This is a genomic window from Agromyces sp. SYSU T00194 (genome assembly GCF_040496035.1).
Lineage (GTDB): Bacteria > Actinomycetota > Actinomycetes > Actinomycetales > Microbacteriaceae > Agromyces > Agromyces chitinivorans.
The window spans coordinates 860,554-875,991 of the sequence record NZ_JBEPJZ010000001.1 but is presented as its reverse complement, the minus strand read 5'-3'; the positions used below and the strand labels follow the sequence as shown (position 1 = coordinate 875,991).

At 74.1% G+C, this 15,438-nt stretch carries 16 protein-coding genes; 12 read left to right on the top strand and 4 right to left on the bottom strand.

All coding sequences use genetic code 11. The features are described from left to right. Positions 1 to 4: 4 nt before the first annotated feature. Genes ABZK10_RS04045 through ABZK10_RS04035 form a run of 3 tightly spaced genes read right to left on the bottom strand, consistent with a single transcriptional unit; the run spans position 5 to position 3,191 of the window. Positions 5 to 1,861, bottom strand: coding sequence for a YhgE/Pip family protein (locus ABZK10_RS04045; protein ID WP_353807907.1), 1,857 nt, complete (start codon positions 1,859 to 1,861; stop codon positions 5 to 7). Continuing rightward, the gene (locus tag ABZK10_RS04040; protein WP_353807906.1) at positions 1,858 to 2,511 is read right to left on the bottom strand and encodes a hypothetical protein; all 654 of its coding nucleotides are present in this window, start codon (positions 2,509 to 2,511) and stop codon (positions 1,858 to 1,860) included. Before ABZK10_RS04040 ends, ABZK10_RS04045 begins: the two co-directional genes overlap by 4 nt. Continuing rightward, on the bottom strand, positions 2,508 to 3,191 hold the full coding sequence (locus tag ABZK10_RS04035; RefSeq protein ID WP_353807905.1) for a TetR/AcrR family transcriptional regulator: 684 nt from the start codon (positions 3,189 to 3,191) through the stop codon (positions 2,508 to 2,510). Before ABZK10_RS04035 ends, ABZK10_RS04040 begins: the two co-directional genes overlap by 4 nt. A gap of 126 nt (positions 3,192 to 3,317) precedes the next feature. On the opposite strand from ABZK10_RS04035, the gene ABZK10_RS04030 reads away from it, so the two are divergent. Then, on the top strand, positions 3,318 to 4,340 hold the full coding sequence (locus ABZK10_RS04030; protein ID WP_353807904.1) for a DUF3151 family protein: 1,023 nt from the start codon (positions 3,318 to 3,320) through the stop codon (positions 4,338 to 4,340). A 1-nt stretch (position 4,341) separates the two neighbouring features. Further along, on the top strand, positions 4,342 to 5,628 hold the full coding sequence (locus ABZK10_RS04025; protein ID WP_353807903.1) for an adenylosuccinate synthase: 1,287 nt from the start codon (positions 4,342 to 4,344) through the stop codon (positions 5,626 to 5,628). A gap of 130 nt (positions 5,629 to 5,758) precedes the next feature. On the opposite strand, the gene srmL is transcribed toward ABZK10_RS04025, so the two are convergent. Continuing rightward, positions 5,759 to 6,922 carry a PheS-related mystery ligase SrmL gene (gene srmL, locus ABZK10_RS04020; RefSeq protein ID WP_353807902.1) on the bottom strand — a complete coding sequence of 388 codons (1,164 nt, stop codon included), beginning with the start codon at positions 6,920 to 6,922 and terminating at the stop codon, positions 5,759 to 5,761. Between the two features lie 406 nt (positions 6,923 to 7,328). On the opposite strand from srmL, the gene ABZK10_RS04015 reads away from it, so the two are divergent. From ABZK10_RS04015 to ABZK10_RS03970, 10 genes are all read left to right on the top strand, one after another. Further along, positions 7,329 to 7,979, top strand: a complete 651-nt coding sequence (locus ABZK10_RS04015) for a GNAT family N-acetyltransferase (RefSeq protein WP_353807901.1) — start codon at positions 7,329 to 7,331, stop codon at positions 7,977 to 7,979. Positions 7,980 to 8,282: 303 nt separating this feature from the next. After that, on the top strand, positions 8,283 to 8,453 hold the full coding sequence (locus tag ABZK10_RS04010) for a CsbD family protein (RefSeq protein WP_353807900.1): 171 nt from the start codon (positions 8,283 to 8,285) through the stop codon (positions 8,451 to 8,453). Between the two features lie 179 nt (positions 8,454 to 8,632). Next, a complete protein-coding gene (locus ABZK10_RS04005; RefSeq protein WP_353807899.1) occupies positions 8,633 to 9,379 on the top strand; it encodes an SDR family oxidoreductase in 747 nt (248 codons plus the stop codon). A gap of 8 nt (positions 9,380 to 9,387) precedes the next feature. Next, on the top strand, positions 9,388 to 9,975 hold the full coding sequence (locus ABZK10_RS04000) for a TetR/AcrR family transcriptional regulator (RefSeq protein WP_353807898.1): 588 nt from the start codon (positions 9,388 to 9,390) through the stop codon (positions 9,973 to 9,975). Then, entirely contained in the window at positions 9,972 to 10,961 is a 990-nt protein-coding gene (locus ABZK10_RS03995) for an NADPH:quinone oxidoreductase family protein (RefSeq protein WP_353807897.1), read from the top strand. The genes ABZK10_RS04000 and ABZK10_RS03995 overlap by 4 nt, the downstream gene beginning before the upstream one ends. Continuing rightward, on the top strand, positions 10,961 to 11,695 hold the full coding sequence (locus tag ABZK10_RS03990) for a glucose 1-dehydrogenase (RefSeq protein ID WP_353807896.1): 735 nt from the start codon (positions 10,961 to 10,963) through the stop codon (positions 11,693 to 11,695). Before ABZK10_RS03995 ends, ABZK10_RS03990 begins: the two co-directional genes overlap by 1 nt. A gap of 108 nt (positions 11,696 to 11,803) precedes the next feature. Continuing rightward, positions 11,804 to 12,640: an ABC transporter ATP-binding protein gene (locus ABZK10_RS03985; RefSeq protein WP_353807895.1), complete on the top strand. Its 837-nt coding sequence runs from the start codon at positions 11,804 to 11,806 to the stop codon at positions 12,638 to 12,640. Further along, on the top strand, positions 12,637 to 13,395 hold the full coding sequence (locus ABZK10_RS03980) for an ABC transporter ATP-binding protein (protein WP_353807894.1): 759 nt from the start codon (positions 12,637 to 12,639) through the stop codon (positions 13,393 to 13,395). Before ABZK10_RS03985 ends, ABZK10_RS03980 begins: the two co-directional genes overlap by 4 nt. Then, positions 13,396 to 14,277: a branched-chain amino acid ABC transporter permease gene (locus tag ABZK10_RS03975; protein WP_353807893.1), complete on the top strand. Its 882-nt coding sequence runs from the start codon at positions 13,396 to 13,398 to the stop codon at positions 14,275 to 14,277. Further along, a complete protein-coding gene (locus ABZK10_RS03970; RefSeq protein ID WP_353807892.1) occupies positions 14,274 to 15,395 on the top strand; it encodes a branched-chain amino acid ABC transporter permease in 1,122 nt (373 codons plus the stop codon). Before ABZK10_RS03975 ends, ABZK10_RS03970 begins: the two co-directional genes overlap by 4 nt. The last annotated feature ends 43 nt before the right edge of the window (positions 15,396 to 15,438 follow it).

The window sequence follows — 15,438 nt, the reverse complement described above, 5'->3', positions numbered from 1 at the left end:
CCGGTCAGCCGATCAGGCTGGGCTGCAGGTCGCGCAGGGTGCGGAAGTGCGTCATGCGCGTCACGCCGCTCGCCGCGAGCACGAGTGCGCCGACGAGCCACAGCAGCAGCGTGCCGACGTCGCCCGCGAGCGCGTCGAGGCTGCCGCCGTACATCGCCTGCCGCAGCGCGTCGACCACGAAGCCCATCGGCAGCACGTGGTGCAGGGCCGCGAGCGGTTCGGGCAGCGTCTGCCACGGGAAGGTGCCGCCCGCGGTCACGAGCTGCAGCACCATCAGCACGAGGCCGAGGAACTGCCCGACCGACCCGAGCCAGACGTTCAGCGCGAGGATGATCGCGGTGAACGTCGCCGAGCCGAGCAGCATCACGCCGATCGTCAGCCACGGGTTCGCGATCGTGAAGCCGAGCGCCACGGCGAGCACGCCGTAGAGCGCCGTCATCTGCACCGCGCCGAGCAGCGCGGGCGTCAGCCAGCCGGCGAGCGTGACGCGGATCGGCGAGTGCAGCGCGGTGACCGCCCGCCGCGAGATGGGCTTCACGATGAGGAAGAGCGCATAGATGCCGATCCAGCCGGCGAGTGCGGCGAAGAACGGCGCGAGCCCGGCGCCGTAGGTGCCGGCGGCCGTGACCGCCTCGGTGTCGAGCGCGATGGGGTCGGCGATGGCGTCGGCCTGCGCCACGCGGGTGTCCGCGTCGGTGTCGGGGATGGCCGCGACCCCGTCGTCGAGGCCGCTCGCGAGCGTGCCCGCGCCGTCGGCGAGCTGCCCGAGGCCGTCGGTGAGCGTGCCGATGCCGTCGCGCAGCTCGGCCGCGCCGTCGGCCGCGGCGCCGGCGCCGTCGGCGAGGGCGCTGCTGCCGGCCGCGAGCTCGGCGGTGCCCGACGCGACCGCCGCGCTGCCCGCGGCGAGGGCGTCGATCTGCCCGACGACCTCCTGCACGCGGGCGTCGCCGGCGCGCAGGTCGTCGCCGAGCGGGTCGAGCGCCGCGAGCACGGCGTCGATCGTGGCCTGGTCGGTGCCGCGGTCGGCGAGCAGTTGCGCGATGTCGTCGCGCGCGTCCGGTAGGGCGGCGATGGCGGTGGACGACGCCGCGCCCACGCGGTCGGCGGATGCCGCGAGCTGCGCGTTCCCGTCGGCCACCCGCTGCGCGCCGTCGGCGGCCGTGGCCGCGCCCGCCGCCAGGTCGCCCGCCCCGTCGGCGAGCGTCGCGGTGCCGTCGGCGAGGGCGGATGCCCCGGAGCCCAGTTCGCCGGAGCCGCCGAGCGCCTGCATCGCTGCATCCGCCAGCTCGTGTGCGCCCTCGGCGGCGTCGAGGAGGTTCGTGCGGATCTCGACCAGCCCGTCGAGGAACCGCGTCGCCGCCGACCGGTTCACCTCCTCGACGATCTGCTGCTGGATGCGCGCGACCGCCTGCTCGCCGATGGTCGTGGCGAGGTAGCTGTTCGCGTCGTTCGTGATGAGGGCGACGTCGGCCTGCCGCGGGGCATCCGTGCTCGCCGACTCGAGCGCCGCGCTGAAGTCGACGGGGAACGCCACCACGAAGTCGAACTCCTGGTCGGCGAGGCCCTGCTCGGCCTCGGCGGCCGAGACCTCGTGCCAGTCGAACGCGCCGTCGTCGAGGATGTCGTCTGCGATCTCGCGGGCGTGCACCACCTCGGTGCCGTCATCGGTGATCGCGCCCTCGTCGGCGACGACGAGCGCGACCGGCACCTGGTCGAGCCGGGCGTACGGGTCCTGGTTCGCCCACAGGTAGAGGCCGCCGTAGAGGATCGGCACCGCCACGAGTGCGATGAGCGCGATGAGCGACATGCGGGTCGCGGTGAGGCGCCGCAGCTCGGCCGCGATCATCTGCGGGATCTTCATGCGCCGGCCTCCTCGTCGATGTCGCCGCCGGCGCCCTCGCGTCCGAGCCGGTCGAGCATCGCGTCTGCGGCGATGGCCGCCGCGGCCGCGTCGCCGGCGATCGCCAGCACCGCGTAGCCGCGCGCCGAGAACTCGCGCACGATCGCCCACCAGTCGAGCGGGTTGCCGCCGTGCCGGTCGGGCGCGGTGAGCACGATGCCCTCGACCCCGTCGCGCAGCACCGCGAGCTCGCAGAGCAGCCGCAGGCGCGCGGTCGGCGGCACCGTGCCGATCGCGCGGCGCGCGAGGTGCGCGACGCCGAACTGCGCGAGGGTGCGGTCGACGGATGCCGGGTGCGCGGCGATGCCCGCGAACATGAGCTCCTCGGCGACGACGCCGGCGACGGTCACGTCGGAGGCCGGGTCGCTCACGCCGGGTGCGTCGACGAGGGCGACCCGCGAACGGATGCCCGAGGCATCCGCCTCGCCGTCGAGCAGTACCCGCCCCGTGTCGGGTCGCATCCGCCCCGACGCGATCAGCCCGAGCACGGTGGGGCGCTGCTCGGTCTCGGCGCGCGCGAGCGTGACGGCGCCGGTCTGGAACGCGAGCCGGGTGCGGGGCAGGGCCGTGCCGCGCCGCCCCTTCGAGACGTCGAGGAGGTCGACCTTCATCGTGCCGGCGCCTCCGGGGACGCGTCGGCGCCGGGGGTTCCGGCCGCGCCGGGCGCGAGCGACGGGGTCGCGTCGATGAGGTCGGCCGACTCGCGCCAGGACAACCCGGCGGCGCCGAGCGCGGCGAGCATCACGAGGCGGTGCCCCTCGGCGTCGTCCATGCCGGTGCGGTTCGCCTCGGCGAGCACCGCGATCGCGGAGCGCTCGACGAGGTGCGCGACCGTCTCGGCGGGCAGGTCGGCGCGCAGCGTGCCGTTCGCGGCACCGCGGCGCACGAGCTGCTCGACCCGCGCCCGCAGCGGCGCGAGCGCTCCGGCGATGCGGTGCACGTACGGCTCGCGCAGGGCGAGCCCGGCGGCGAGGCGCACGTGGGCGACCGAGGCCCAGAGCCGTGCGGCGATCGTCGCGACGGCGATGCGCTCGTCGAGGTCGTCGCCGAGGTCGGCCGTGACGCCCACGAGGCGCAGCGCGCCCTCCTCGAGCGTGGCGGCGACGAGCTCGTCGCGCCCCTGGAAGTGCCCGTACACGGCGCGCCGCGAGAGGCCGGCGGCCTGGGCGATCTGCTCGAGCGACGCGTCGGGGTCGGTGGCGAGCGTCGTCGCCGCGGCGGTGAGCAGTGCGTCTCGGTTGGCGGCGGCGTCGGCGCGGGGGGCACGGGCGCGGGAGGTGGAGCGGGGCATCAGGCCAGACTAGAAAGTTGCACACTGATGTGCAAATTCACTCGGCGGATGCACAGGAACGCATGCCGGCCGCGGCGGGCGGTGCGCGATCCGGGGCCGGAATCGCGTGCCGCGATAGAGTGAAGTGTGAGCGCAGACGAGACGAACGGGCGTACCGAGCGGTACCTGCCCGACGAGACCGCCGTACGCGAGGCGCTCCAGGGGGGTGGCCGGTCCGAGGTGGCCGGCATCGTGGGGGCACATCCGCAATCGCCGCTCGCCTGGGCCGAGCTCGCCGACATCGCCGACTCCGAGGGGCGGGTGACCGACTCCTACGCGAGTGCGACGGTCGCCGTCGACCGGGCCCGCGAGGCCCTCCGTGAGGTCGGCTGGCAGCCGGGCGACGCCGTGCCGTGGGCGCACGAGCCGAACCGCGCCTACCTGCGCGCCCTCGACGCGAAGCGTCGCGCCGCGAACGTGCTCGGCATCGCGGCCGAGGCGGTCGCGGCCGCCGAGGAGCTCGCCGCCGCCGATGCCGACGCCCAGATGCGCATCGCCTCCGAGTTCACCCCGACCCAGGTCATCTCGCTCGACGAGGTGCAGGCCATGCTCGCCGAGCGTGCGGCCGCGCAGGTCGCCGAGGCGGAGGCCGCGATCGCCGCCGAGGACGCGGCGCTCGCCGCTGCCGCCGCGCAGGGCGACCAGCCCGTGCCCGCCGCAGAGGCGGGATACGGCGCACCCGTGTCCGCCGCCGATGCGGCATCGCCCGCGACGCCGGCGCTGCCGATGCCCGCCGTGCCGACCACCACGCCGGTCGCCGGCGTCCCGGTCGCGGAGGTCGCAGCGGCACCTGAGACCGGGGAGCCCGGCGAGTCCGAGCCCGCCGTGCCCGCACCCGTGCCCGCCAGCTGGGCGCTCGACGGCGCCCCGGCCCCGACGTTCACCGCCGACGCCACCGGCGCCGTGACCGAGGGGGAGTCGTCGGGCGAGCCCGCGCCGTCGGCGGAGGACGCACCCGAGGACGTCGACGCCGAGCAGGCCGACGCGGCCGACGAGGGCGACACCGCGTCGGAGCCATCCGACGACGAGCCCTCCGACTCCGAGGCATCCGCCGCCGCTCCCGACGAGGCCGACACGGTCTCGGTCGACGACCGCGACGGGGGGCGCTGACGTGCCGGCGATCATCCTGGTCGGTGCGCAGTGGGGTGACGAGGGCAAGGGCAAGGCGACCGACCTGCTCGGTCCGCGCGTCGACTACGTCGTCAAGTTCAACGGCGGCAACAACGCGGGGCACACCGTCGTCGTGGGCGACGAGAAGTACGCGCTGCACCTGCTGCCCTCGGGCATCCTGACCCCCGGCGTCACGCCGATCATCGCCAACGGCGTGGTCGTCGACATCGAGGTGCTCTTCGACGAGCTCACCGCGCTGTCGTCGCGCGGCGTCGACGTGTCGAAGCTGCGCATCAGCGCCAACGCGCACGTCATCACCCAGTACCACCGCACGCTCGACAAGGTCACCGAGCGGTTCCTCGGCAAGCGCCAGATCGGCACCACCGGTCGCGGCATCGGCCCCGCCTACGCCGACAAGATCAACCGCGTCGGCATCCGCATGCAGGACCTCTTCGACGAGAACATCCTCCGGCAGAAGGTCGAGGGCGCGCTCGAGCAGAAGAACCACCTGCTGCTGAAGATCTACAACCGGCGCGCGATCGGCGTCGACGAGATCGTCGACGACCTCCTCTCGTACGCCGACCGGCTGCGCCCCATGGTCACCGACACCGCGCTGCTGCTGCACGAGGCGCTCGACCGCGGCGACACCGTGCTCTTCGAGGGCGGCCAGGCGACCATGCTCGACGTCGACCACGGCACCTACCCGTTCGTCACGTCGTCGAACGCGACCTCGGGCGGTGCGATCACCGGCTCGGGCATCGCGCCGAACCGCATCGACCGCGTCATCGCCGTCGTGAAGGCCTACACGACCCGCGTCGGCGCCGGCCCGTTCCCGACCGAGCTGTTCGACGAGTCGGGCGAGTTCCTGCGCGCGAAGGGCTTCGAGTTCGGCACCACCACGGGGCGCCCGCGCCGCTGCGGCTGGTACGACGCCCCGATCGCGCGCTACACGGCCCGCATCAACGGCGTCACCGACTTCGTGCTGACCAAGCTCGACGTGCTCACCGGGCTCGAGACCATCCCCGTCTGCGTCGGGTACGACGTCGACGGCACGCGCTTCGACGAGATTCCCGTCAGCCAGTCGGACTTCCACCACGCGACGCCGATCTACGAGGAGTTCCCCGGCTGGTCGGAGGACATCACGGGCGCCCGCTCGTTCGACGACCTCCCGCAGGCCGCGCAGGACTACGTGCTCGCGATCGAGGCGATGAGCGGCGCGCGCATCTCGGCGATCGGCGTCGGGCCGGGCCGCGACGCGATCGTTGTGCGCCACGACCTCATCGACTGACCCGCGCGTCTCCCCTGGGCTGTCGCTTTTCAGGAAGCCGGCCCGATGCATGAATCAGTACCGGCACCCGCCAGGCCTCCTGAGAAGTGACGGATGCCCCTGAGCCGGCGTTCCTGAGAAGTGCCGCCCGTCACGGGCCGGCGATCAGCTCGCGCACCTCGCCCTCGTGCAGCGCGAGGTAGACGCGGTCGCGCAGCACGTTCGCCTCGGCGTCGGTGAGCGTGCGATCGAGCGGCCGCAGCACGAGGCGCACCAGCGCATTGCGGTCGCCGGGCCGGGTGCGCAGGCGCTGCCGGGCGGCGTCGGGCAGCTCCGAGGCATCCGTCACCGCCAGCACCTCGAGCGACTCGAGCACATCGGCCTCGGCGCCGAGCGCGTCGCGCGCCCGGTCGCCGAGCAGCTCGTCGTCGACGTCGCCAGCGACCACGAGCGAGAGGTCGCGGCGCACCGCGGGTTGCGACGACACGGGCCGCCACGGCTCGAGGTCGCGCATCTGGGCTGCGACGAGCGGGTGCGCCGAGCGCAGCATCCGGATGTCGGGGATGCCCTTCCGCAGCATCAGCGCGCGGTCGAGGCCCATGCCGAGCGCGACCCCGGTCCAGAGATGCGGGTCGAGGCCCGCGCGGCGGATCACCCCGCGGTCGATCGCGCCGCACTCGGCGAGCTCGACCCACTCGCCGTCGTGCCAGACGTCGACCTGCCGGCCGTCGCGGGTGTACGGATGCCTCGCCGGCACCTGCCGCCACCGCGCGCCCGGCAGCACGGCCTCGACGACCGCGCCCGCGAGCTCGTCGAGCGTCTCGCCCGCGAGGTAGCCGCGATCGGCGACCCGCCAGAGGTCGAGCTGATGCGGGGTGCCGACGTGCAGGCGGTCGACCGCGTCGCGGCGGTGGGTGACGCCCGGGAGGGCGTGCACCACGTCGTAGCCGTGCGGGGGATCGGCGGCGAGGTCGCGCAGGATCGCGGGCATGCCCGAGCTGGTGTGGCTGCGGAGCATCACGCCGGGAGCGACGTAGCGGCTGTACCGCGCTTCGCGGGTCACGTCGGCGGGGTCGTAGCCGAGCTGGTCGTAGTTGTCGGCGACCGTGACGAGCGGCGTCGAGCGGGTGAGCGCGACGGGTGCGCCCCAGAGGGCGCCGACGGCGTCGAGCACGGCGTCGAGCACGAGCTGCATGGCGTGCGGGCCCTGCGCGGGGTCGGCGAGGTCGCGCACGGCGAGCGCGTCGCGCAGCGCGTCGGCGGTGAGGAGGTGCCCGCTCGGAGCGGGCGCGATCAGGGTGGGTGAGGTGGGCATGGCGGAGTCCTTTGCGAGTCGGTGGTCGGTGCGGAGGGAGGATGCTCCCCCGTCCGGTCCGACTCACCGGGACGTCGCGGCAGGCCTAGCGTGCGCGCATCGACGATCGCCCCGGGCCGGTGGCCGGCCGGGGGCGCGGAAATCGCCGTGCGTACGCCATGCGCATGAGGATACCGCCGCCCCGCGGCATCCGTCACCCGCTGTGGGCCGGCGCTTTTCAGGAAGTGGTGGGCCGCGGTGGTGGGAATCGTCGCGAGCGATGCCCGGGATGCACGGATGCTGCGCCTGAGGCACCGCGCGCACAGGCCTGTGCACCGGCCCCGGCGCGGCCTCCTGAAACGTGACGACCCATCGCCCGGCGCCCGCCCGCTGCCGCCTTCGCCGCGGCGCGGTGCAGACTGGGCACGTGACCGCGACCATCCCCGAGCGCGTCGACCTGGTCGGCCGCAGCATCCGCCTGACCCCGCTCGCCGAGTCCGACCTCGACGAGCTGTACGACGCGATCGGCTCGGCGGAGGTGTTCGCCGGCGGCTACGGCGGCGGCCCGGCCGGGCTGCCCGCCGACGCGGCGGCGTTCCGCGAGTTCGCGCACCGCTGGTTCCACTGGGGCGACCACGGCATCGCGTACGCCATCCGGCTCGAGGGTGGGCCGGATGCCGGGCGCATCGTCGGCACCTCGACGCTCGGCGATCTCGAGCCGGTGAACGAGTCCGCGCACATCGGCTGGACCGCGTACGACCCGCGCGTCTGGGGCACGGTCGTGAACCCCGAGGCGAAGCTGCTGCTGCTCGGCACGGCGTTCGACCACGGGTTCGGCCGGGTGAAGCTGCAGGCGGATGCGGTCAACGAGCGCTCGCGCACCGCGATCCTGCGCCTCGGGGCGACGTTCGAGGGCGTGCTGCGGCGGGTGATGCCGAAGCCCGACGGCACGTGGCGCGACACGGCGGTGTACTCGGTGCTCGCCGACGAGTGGCCGGGCGTGCGTGCCGGCCTCGAGGCGCGCATCGCCGCCTGGGGCGACCGGCCGGTCGAGCTCGAGCGCGTCGGCGACCGCTGAGCCGGCACCGCGGCGCTCCCCGCGCGGAGGGGCGTCGCTTTTCAGGAAGCTGCCCGGGCCCGCGGCGCGAAGCGCCACGGATCCGGCAGGAAATGCACGGAACGTGCGCCGCAGGCATCCGCTTCGCACCATCGTGCACCGGCCGCTCAGCCGACTCCTGAAAAACGACCACCCCGCCCGCGAAGCACACCGCACCCGCGATGTCCACCCCCTCGCCACCCGGCGGAGGCCGACCTAGCGTCGACTGCGAGACGTGCGCCGTGGGGAATCAGGGCGGCGCCCGCCGAACAGGAAGGAGTCTCGATGGGAACGGACGACAAGGCCCAGCACAAGGCCGAGGAAGTGGTCGGCAAGGTCAAGGAGAAGGCCGGCGAGGCCACCGGCGACCGCGAGATGGAGGCCGAGGGCAAGGCCGACCAGACCAAGGCCAACCTCAAGCAGGCCGGCGACGACGTGAAGGACGCGTTCCGCTGAGCCGATGATCGAAGCGCCCCGCCCCGAGAGGGACGGGGCGCTTCCGCGTGCAGGGGAGCGGATGCCCGGAGCCGCCGCACGCTCGTCGCCGGTCGTGATCCCGTCGCACCGTCCGACTGGACGGCGCCAGCCGATGCGCTAACATACCGAGCGGTCGGTTTTTTGCGAGAGGAATCACGATGGGGCGATTCGACGGCAGGGTGGCGCTGGTCACCGCGGGCAGCAGGGGCATCGGCCTCGCGACGGCGAGGCGTCTCGTCGAGGAGGGGGCGCAGGTCGTGATCACGGCCCGCAAGCCCGAGGGGCTCGAGGCCGCGGCATCCGACCTCGGACCCGCCGTGAGCTGGGTCGCCGGCCGCGTCGACGACCCCGACCACCGTGCCGAGGTGTTCGCCCACGTGCGCGAACGCCACGGCGGGCTCGACGTGCTCGTGAACAACGCCGGCATCAACCCGATCTACGGCCCGGCGCTCGAGGCCGACGCGGCGGCGGTGCGCAAGATCCTCGACGTGAACGTCGTCAGCGCGCTCGGCTGGTCGCGCGACGCGGTGGCCGCGGGGCTCGCCGACCGCCGCGGCAGCATCGTGAACATGGGCTCGATCTCGGCGCTCACCGCGAGCCCCGGAATCGCGATGTACGGCGTCTCGAAGGCGGCGCTGCTCGGCCTCACCCGCCAGCTCGCCTGGGAGCTCGCCCCGGCCGTGCGGGTCAACGCCATCGCCCCGGCGGTCGTCAAGACCGACTTCGCCAAGGCCCTCTACGAGGGCCGCGAGGCGGAGGTCGCCGCGGAGTACCCGCTCGGTAGGCTCGGAGCGCCCGAGGACGTCGCCGCCGCGGTCGCCTTCCTCGCCTCGGGGGACGCGTCGTGGATCACCGGACAGACGATCGTCATCGACGGCGGCGGCTCGCTCGCGCCGGTGCTCTAGGAGGAGCTGTGAAGGACTTCAGCGTTCGCGACCAGGTGCAGCAGGCGGCCGTCGAGCTGTTCGCCGAGAAGGGCTACGCCAACACCTCGGTGCAGGAGGTCGTTGCCGCGGCCGGTGTCACCAAGGGCGCGATGTACCACTACTACCGCTCGAAGGACGACCTGCTCTTCGGCATCTACGAGCGGCTGCTCACGCTCCAGCAGGAGCACCTCGACGAGATCATCGGGCGGGGGATGCCCGTGGCCGAGACGCTCCGCGCGGCCTGCGTCGACGTCATCGAGACGTCGATCGAGTACCTCCCCGAGGGCACCGTGTTCTTCCGTTCGATGCACATGCTCACGCCCGAGCGGCACGACGAGGTCGTGAAGCGGCGGCGTCGCTACAACGACGACTTCGTCGCCCTGATCGAGCGCGGACAGGCCGAGGGCGTGTTCCGCACCGACATCCCGCGGGCCGTGCTCATGGCGCACTTCTTCTCCGACATCCACTACCTCTCGCAGTGGTACAACCCCTCCGGGCCCGAGTCGGGCACCGAGGTCGCCGAGCAGATCACCGAGCTGTTCCTCGACAGCCTCACGAAGGGGGCGGGCGCGTGAGCCGCGTCTGGCAGGTCGTGCGCCACGGCGACCCGAGCACGGCGCTCGAGCTCGGCGACCGCGAGGTGCCGACGCCCGGCCCCGGCGAGCTCGTCGTGCGCACCCGCGCGGTCGCCCTGAACTTCCCCGACGTGCTGCTCTGCCGCGGCGAGTACCAGGTGCGGCCCGAGCTGCCGTTCCCGCCGGGCATCGAGGCGTGCGGCGAGGTGGTCGCGCTGGGGGCGGATGCCGCTGAGTCGGGCGCCTTCGCCGTCGGCGACCGCGTCGTGGGCTCGCGCATCGGCACCCTCGCCGAGCACGCGGTGCTCGACGCCGCCGTGACCTTCCCGGCGCCCGAGGCGCTCTCCGACGCCGAGGCGTCGGGGCTGATCATCGCGTACCAGACCGCGTACGTGGCGCTGCACCGCAGGGCCCAGCTCCAGGCCGGCGAGACCGTGCTCGTGCACGCGGCCGCCGGCGGCGTCGGCACCGCGGCGGTGCAGCTCGCGAAGGCGGCCGGCGCCCGCGTGATCGGCGTCGTGAGCTCGCCCGCGAAGGCGGAGGTCGCCCGCGCGTGCGGCGCCGACGAGGTCGTCGATCGCACGAGCGAGGACGTCATCGCGCGGGTGAAGGAGCTCACGGGCCGCCACGGCGTCGACGTGGTGTTCGACCCGGTCGGCGGCGACGCGTTCGACCATTCGACCAAGGTCATCGCCTTCGAGGGTCGCATCGTCGTGGTCGGGTTCGCCGGCGGACGCATGCAGGAGGTCAAGCCGAACCACGCGCTGGTGAAGAACTACAGCGTGCTCGGCCTGCACTGGGCGCTGTACAACCAGTTCCGGCCCGACCTCGTGCGCGAGGCGCACGCAGAGCTCACGCGGCTGGCCGCCGAGGGGCTGCTGCGCCCGGTGATCGGCGAGCAGGTCGGGTTCGCGGATGCCCCCGAAGCGCTCGATCGACTCGCCGCCGGCGTCACGGTGGGCCGCAGCGTGGTGCTGGTCGACTGATGGGCCGCGTCGACGGGCGGGTCGCGATCGTCACCGGCGGTGCCCGCGGCCTCGGCGCCGCGTACGTGCGCGCGCTCTCGGCCGAGGGCGCGCGGGTCGTGGTGGCCGACGTGCTCGACGAGCCCGGTGCGGCGCTCGCCGCGGAGGTGCCCGGCGCGCGCTTCGCGCACCTCGACGTCACCGACCAGGAGGCGTGGGAGCGTGTCGTCGCCGACACGGTCGCCGTGGAGGGTCGCCTCGACGTGCTGGTGAACAACGCCGGCATCGCCGACCGCGGCAGCCTGCGCTCGTACACGCTCGAGCGCTGGCAGCGCATGATGGACGTCAACGTCACGAGCACCTTCCTCGGCCTGAAGGTGGTGTCGGCGGCCATGCGCGACGCCGGCAACGGCGGGTCGATCGTCAACATCTCGTCGGTCGAGGGGTTGCGGGGGAGCATCGCGCTGCACGGCTACGTGGCGAGCAAGTTCGCGGTGCGCGGGCTCACCAAGTCGGCCGCCCTGGAGCTCGCGCGCGACGGCATCCGCGTCAACTCGGTGCATCCGGGCTTCATCGACACCGCGATGACCGCCGACATGGACCCGGCCGAGGCAGGCATCCCGCTCGCCCGCGCCGCCGCGCCCGAGGAGGTGGCGAAGCTCATCGTGTTCCTCGCGAGCGACGAGTCGAGCTACTCCACGGGCGCCGAGTTCGTGGTCGACGGCGGCCTGACGGCCTCCCTCCCGCACCACTGACCCGCGATGGCCGGGGTCGATGGGGAGCGCTCTCCACGGAACATACCGCCCAGTCGGTTTCTCTGCTACAGTGGCCGCACCAACGACCTGCGACACGACGAGGTGCCCATGTCCGCCGACGCTCCACCCACCCCCGACGAGGGCGCGACCCCCGGGAAGACGCCCGGCAGCACCCCCCTGCGGCTCGACCACGTGACGGTCCGCTTCGGCGGCATCCTCGCCATCGACGACGCGTCGCTCACGGTCGGCGCGGGCGAGGTCGTCGGGCTCATCGGGCCGAACGGCGCCGGGAAGACGACCCTCTTCAACGTCGCCTGCGGCATCGTGCGCCCCCGCACCGGCACCGTCACGGTGATGGGCGCCGACCGCCCTCGCCCGCACCGCCTCACCGGCCTCGGCGTGGCCCGCACCCTGCAGGGGCTCGGGCTGTTCCCGGGGCTCACGGTGCGCCAGAACGTCATGGCCGGGCTCAGCCACGACGCTCCCGGCGCCGGCGCCGGCCTGGTCGGCGCCCCCGCGTCGAGCCGCTTCCTGCGCGAGGCATCCGCCCGGGCCGAGGCCGCGCTCGAGCGGGTCGGCCTCGCCGGTGCGGGCGAGCGGATGCCCGAGGCCCTGCCCTACCCCGAGCGCAAGCGCGTCGCCCTGGCCCGCGCCTTCGTCTCCGAGCCGCACCTGCTGCTGCTCGACGAACCCGCGGGCGGCCTCGGCGCCGCCGACATCGACGAGCTCGCCGCCCTCGTGCGCGACTTCGCCGGCGGCGAGCACGGCCGCTCGGTGCTGCTGGTCGAGCACCACGTCGACCTGGTCATGTCGCTCTGCGACCGCATCGCGGTGCTCGACTCGGGGCGCATGCTCGCGACGGGCACGCCCGACGAGATCCGCGACGACCAGGCGGTCGTCGACGCGTACCTCGGCGTCGACGTCGAGGGAGAGGATGCCGCGTGACCGACACGCTCACCGCCACCGCGCGCCCCGAAGCCGGGCCCGCGCCCCTGCTCGAGGTCAGCGGCCTCGTCGCCGGATACGGGCAGGGCGAGGTGCTCCACGGCGTCGACCTGGCCGTGCCGCAGGGCGCGGTCGTCGCCGTGGTCGGCGCGAACGGCGCCGGCAAGTCCACCCTGCTCCGCACCCTGTCGGGCCTGCTGCCCGCGCAGCAGGGCACCGTGCGCTTCGACGGGCACGACCTCGCGGGCGACCGCGTCGAAGACCGCATCCGCCGCGGCATCGTGCACGTGCCCGAGGGGCGGCACGCGGTCGCCGAGCTCACGGTCGACGAGAACCTCCGCCTCGGCGGGCTCTGGCGGCGCGACCGGCGCGAGCTGCGCGCCGACGTCGACGCCGCGTACGACCTCTTCCCCGCGCTCGCCGCGCGCCGCACCAGCCACGGCCACGCGCTCTCGGGCGGCGAGCGGCAGATGCTCGCGATCGCCCGCGCACTCGTCGCGCACCCCCGCCTGCTGCTGCTCGACGAGCCGTCGCTCGGCCTGGCCCCGCGCATCGTCGCCGAGATCCTCGGGGTGCTCGCGCACCTGCGCGCCGAGCGGGGCCTGTCGATCCTGCTGGTCGAGCAGAACGTGCGCAGCGCCCTCTCCGTCGCCGACACCGGGGTCGTGCTGAACCTCGGCTCGGTCGTGACCGCCCGCCCGTCCGCCGCGCTGCTCGACGACGAGCAGCTCCGACACGCCTACCTGGGGTTCTGAATGGACGACCCGATCCTGCTGCTCGCCGGCACCGGCCTCGCGCGCGGAGCGGTCTTCGCCGCGTTCGCGCTGGCGCTGGTGCTGATCTGGCGCGCGGCCCGCATCGCCAACTTCGCGCAGGGCGCGATGGCGACCGTCTCCTGCTACGTGGCCTTCCACGTCACCGGGCTGACGGGCAACTACTGGCTCGGCCTCGCCGCGGCCCTGGTCTCGGGCGCGGTGCTCGGCTGGGCCGTCGAGCGGGGCGTGATGCGGTTCGTCGACACGGGCAATCCGCTCGCCGCCGTCATCGTGGCGATCGGCCTGGTCATGGTGCTCACGTCGTCGCTCGCCATCGCGTTCGGCGCCGACTACCGGCCCATGCCGGCGCCGTTCCCGCGCGAACCGCTCCGCATCGGCGACGTCGCGGTGATCTCGCCGTACTCGCTGTTCGTGCTCGCCGTGGTCGGAGTGCTGATGCTCGGGCTGGCGCTGCTGTTCACCCGCACCGGCGTGGGGCTGGCGATGCGCGCCGCCGCGTTCGCCCCCGAGGTCTCGCGCCTGAACGGCGTGCGCGTCGACCGCATGCGCACCCTCGGCTGGACGCTCTCGGCCGCGGTCGGCGGCCTCGCCGCGCTGCTCGTGGTGCCCACGGAGCTCGGCCTCAACCCGCACGCGGCCGACCTGCTGTTCGTCTACGCGTTCACCGTCGCGATCGTCGGTGGGCTCGACTCCCCGGTCGGCGCGGTGGTGGCGGGCCTCGCGATCGGCGTGATCCTCACGTTCGTCACGGCGTTCGCCGGCGCCACGTTCGCGCCCATCGCGATCGTCGTGATCCTGCTCGTGGTGCTGCTGGTGCGACCGCAGGGACTGTTCGCCGCGAGGGAGGCGAGGGTCGCATGACCGCCACGACCGAACGAACGGCCGAGACGCACGCGTCCACGATGCAGCAGCGAGCGGATGCCCCGAGCCCGCGCCCGCGCTTCACCGCGACCGCCCGCGGGCGGTACGCCGTCGCCGCCGTCGGGCTGGTGCTCGCCGTCGGCGCGACGTTCCTGCTCGACCCGTACCGCAACTACCTCCTGTCGCTCGCGGCGGCCTACGTCTGCGCGACCGCGGGGCTGACCGTGCTGATCGGCCGCACCGGCCAGCTCTCGCTCGGGCACGCCGCGTTCATGGCGACCGGCGCCTACGGGTTCGCGCTCACCTCGAACGCGCTCGCCGAGGCGGGCGTGACCGGGCCGGTGCTGCTCGTGGCGCCGTTCCTCGTCGCGGTGGTCGTGGCGACCGCGTTCGGCACGCTCGTCGGCGTGGCCGGCGCGCGCCTGCACGGCCCGTACCTCGCGGGCCTCACGCTCGCGCTCGTGCTGGCGTTCCCGGCGGTGACGAGCACATTCTCCACCGTGCTCGGCGGCGACCAGGGGCTGTACGTGCGCACCGAGCGACGCCCCGACGCGCTCGCCACGGTGATCGCCAACGAGCAGTGGCAGGCGTGGGTCGCGCTCGCGGCCGCCGCGATCGTGCTCGTGCTGCTCGCGCAGCTCGTGCGCTCCCCCAGCGGCATCCGCATGCAGGCCGTGCGCGACGACACGGCAGCGGCCCGGCTCTCGGGCATCGACCCGTTCCGGGTGAAGGTGCAGGCCTTCGCGATCAGCGCAGGCGCGGCCGGCCTCGGCGGCGCGGTGCTCGCGTACGTGACCCAGGCCGCGAGCCCGGGCGCCTACGGCCTGGCGTTCTCGCTGTTCCTGCTGGTCGCGGTCGTCGTCGGCGGCACCGGCACGCTGGCCGGCGCCGTCTGGGGCGCGCTGCTGCTCGTGCTGCTTCCCGAGGGCATCGCCGCCCTCACGGAGGCCCTCCCGCTTCCCGACGACGCCGTGAGCCGGCTCGACGGGAACCTGGCGGTCCTGATCTTCGGCGCCCTGCTCGTCGTGATCATGATCGTCGCACCGCGCGGCATCCAGGGGGCGCTCGTCGCCCTGCGGGGTCGCATCCGCTCTCGCACCACCCGCACCACCACCTGAACACGCACCACCACCACAACCCCGTGTTGCCCACACCGAGAGA

Excerpts from the sequence above, each read along its gene's own strand:
- srmL (WP_353807902.1), bottom strand. The coding sequence starts at position 6,922 with ATGCCCACCTCACCCACCCTGATCGCGCCCGCTCCGAGCGGGCACCTC.
- ABZK10_RS03990 (WP_353807896.1), top strand. The coding sequence starts at position 10,961 with ATGGGCCGCGTCGACGGGCGGGTCGCGATCGTCACCGGCGGTGCCCGC.
- ABZK10_RS03970 (WP_353807892.1), top strand. The coding sequence starts at position 14,274 with ATGACCGCCACGACCGAACGAACGGCCGAGACGCACGCGTCCACGATG.
- ABZK10_RS03985 (WP_353807895.1), top strand. The coding sequence starts at position 11,804 with ATGTCCGCCGACGCTCCACCCACCCCCGACGAGGGCGCGACCCCCGGG.
- ABZK10_RS03975 (WP_353807893.1), top strand. The coding sequence starts at position 13,396 with ATGGACGACCCGATCCTGCTGCTCGCCGGCACCGGCCTCGCGCGCGGA.
- ABZK10_RS04035 (WP_353807905.1), bottom strand. The coding sequence starts at position 3,191 with ATGCCCCGCTCCACCTCCCGCGCCCGTGCCCCCCGCGCCGACGCCGCC.
- ABZK10_RS04010 (WP_353807900.1), top strand. The coding sequence starts at position 8,283 with ATGGGAACGGACGACAAGGCCCAGCACAAGGCCGAGGAAGTGGTCGGC.
- ABZK10_RS04045 (WP_353807907.1), bottom strand. The coding sequence starts at position 1,861 with ATGAAGATCCCGCAGATGATCGCGGCCGAGCTGCGGCGCCTCACCGCG.
- ABZK10_RS04040 (WP_353807906.1), bottom strand. The coding sequence starts at position 2,511 with ATGAAGGTCGACCTCCTCGACGTCTCGAAGGGGCGGCGCGGCACGGCC.
- ABZK10_RS04005 (WP_353807899.1), top strand. The coding sequence starts at position 8,633 with ATGGGGCGATTCGACGGCAGGGTGGCGCTGGTCACCGCGGGCAGCAGG.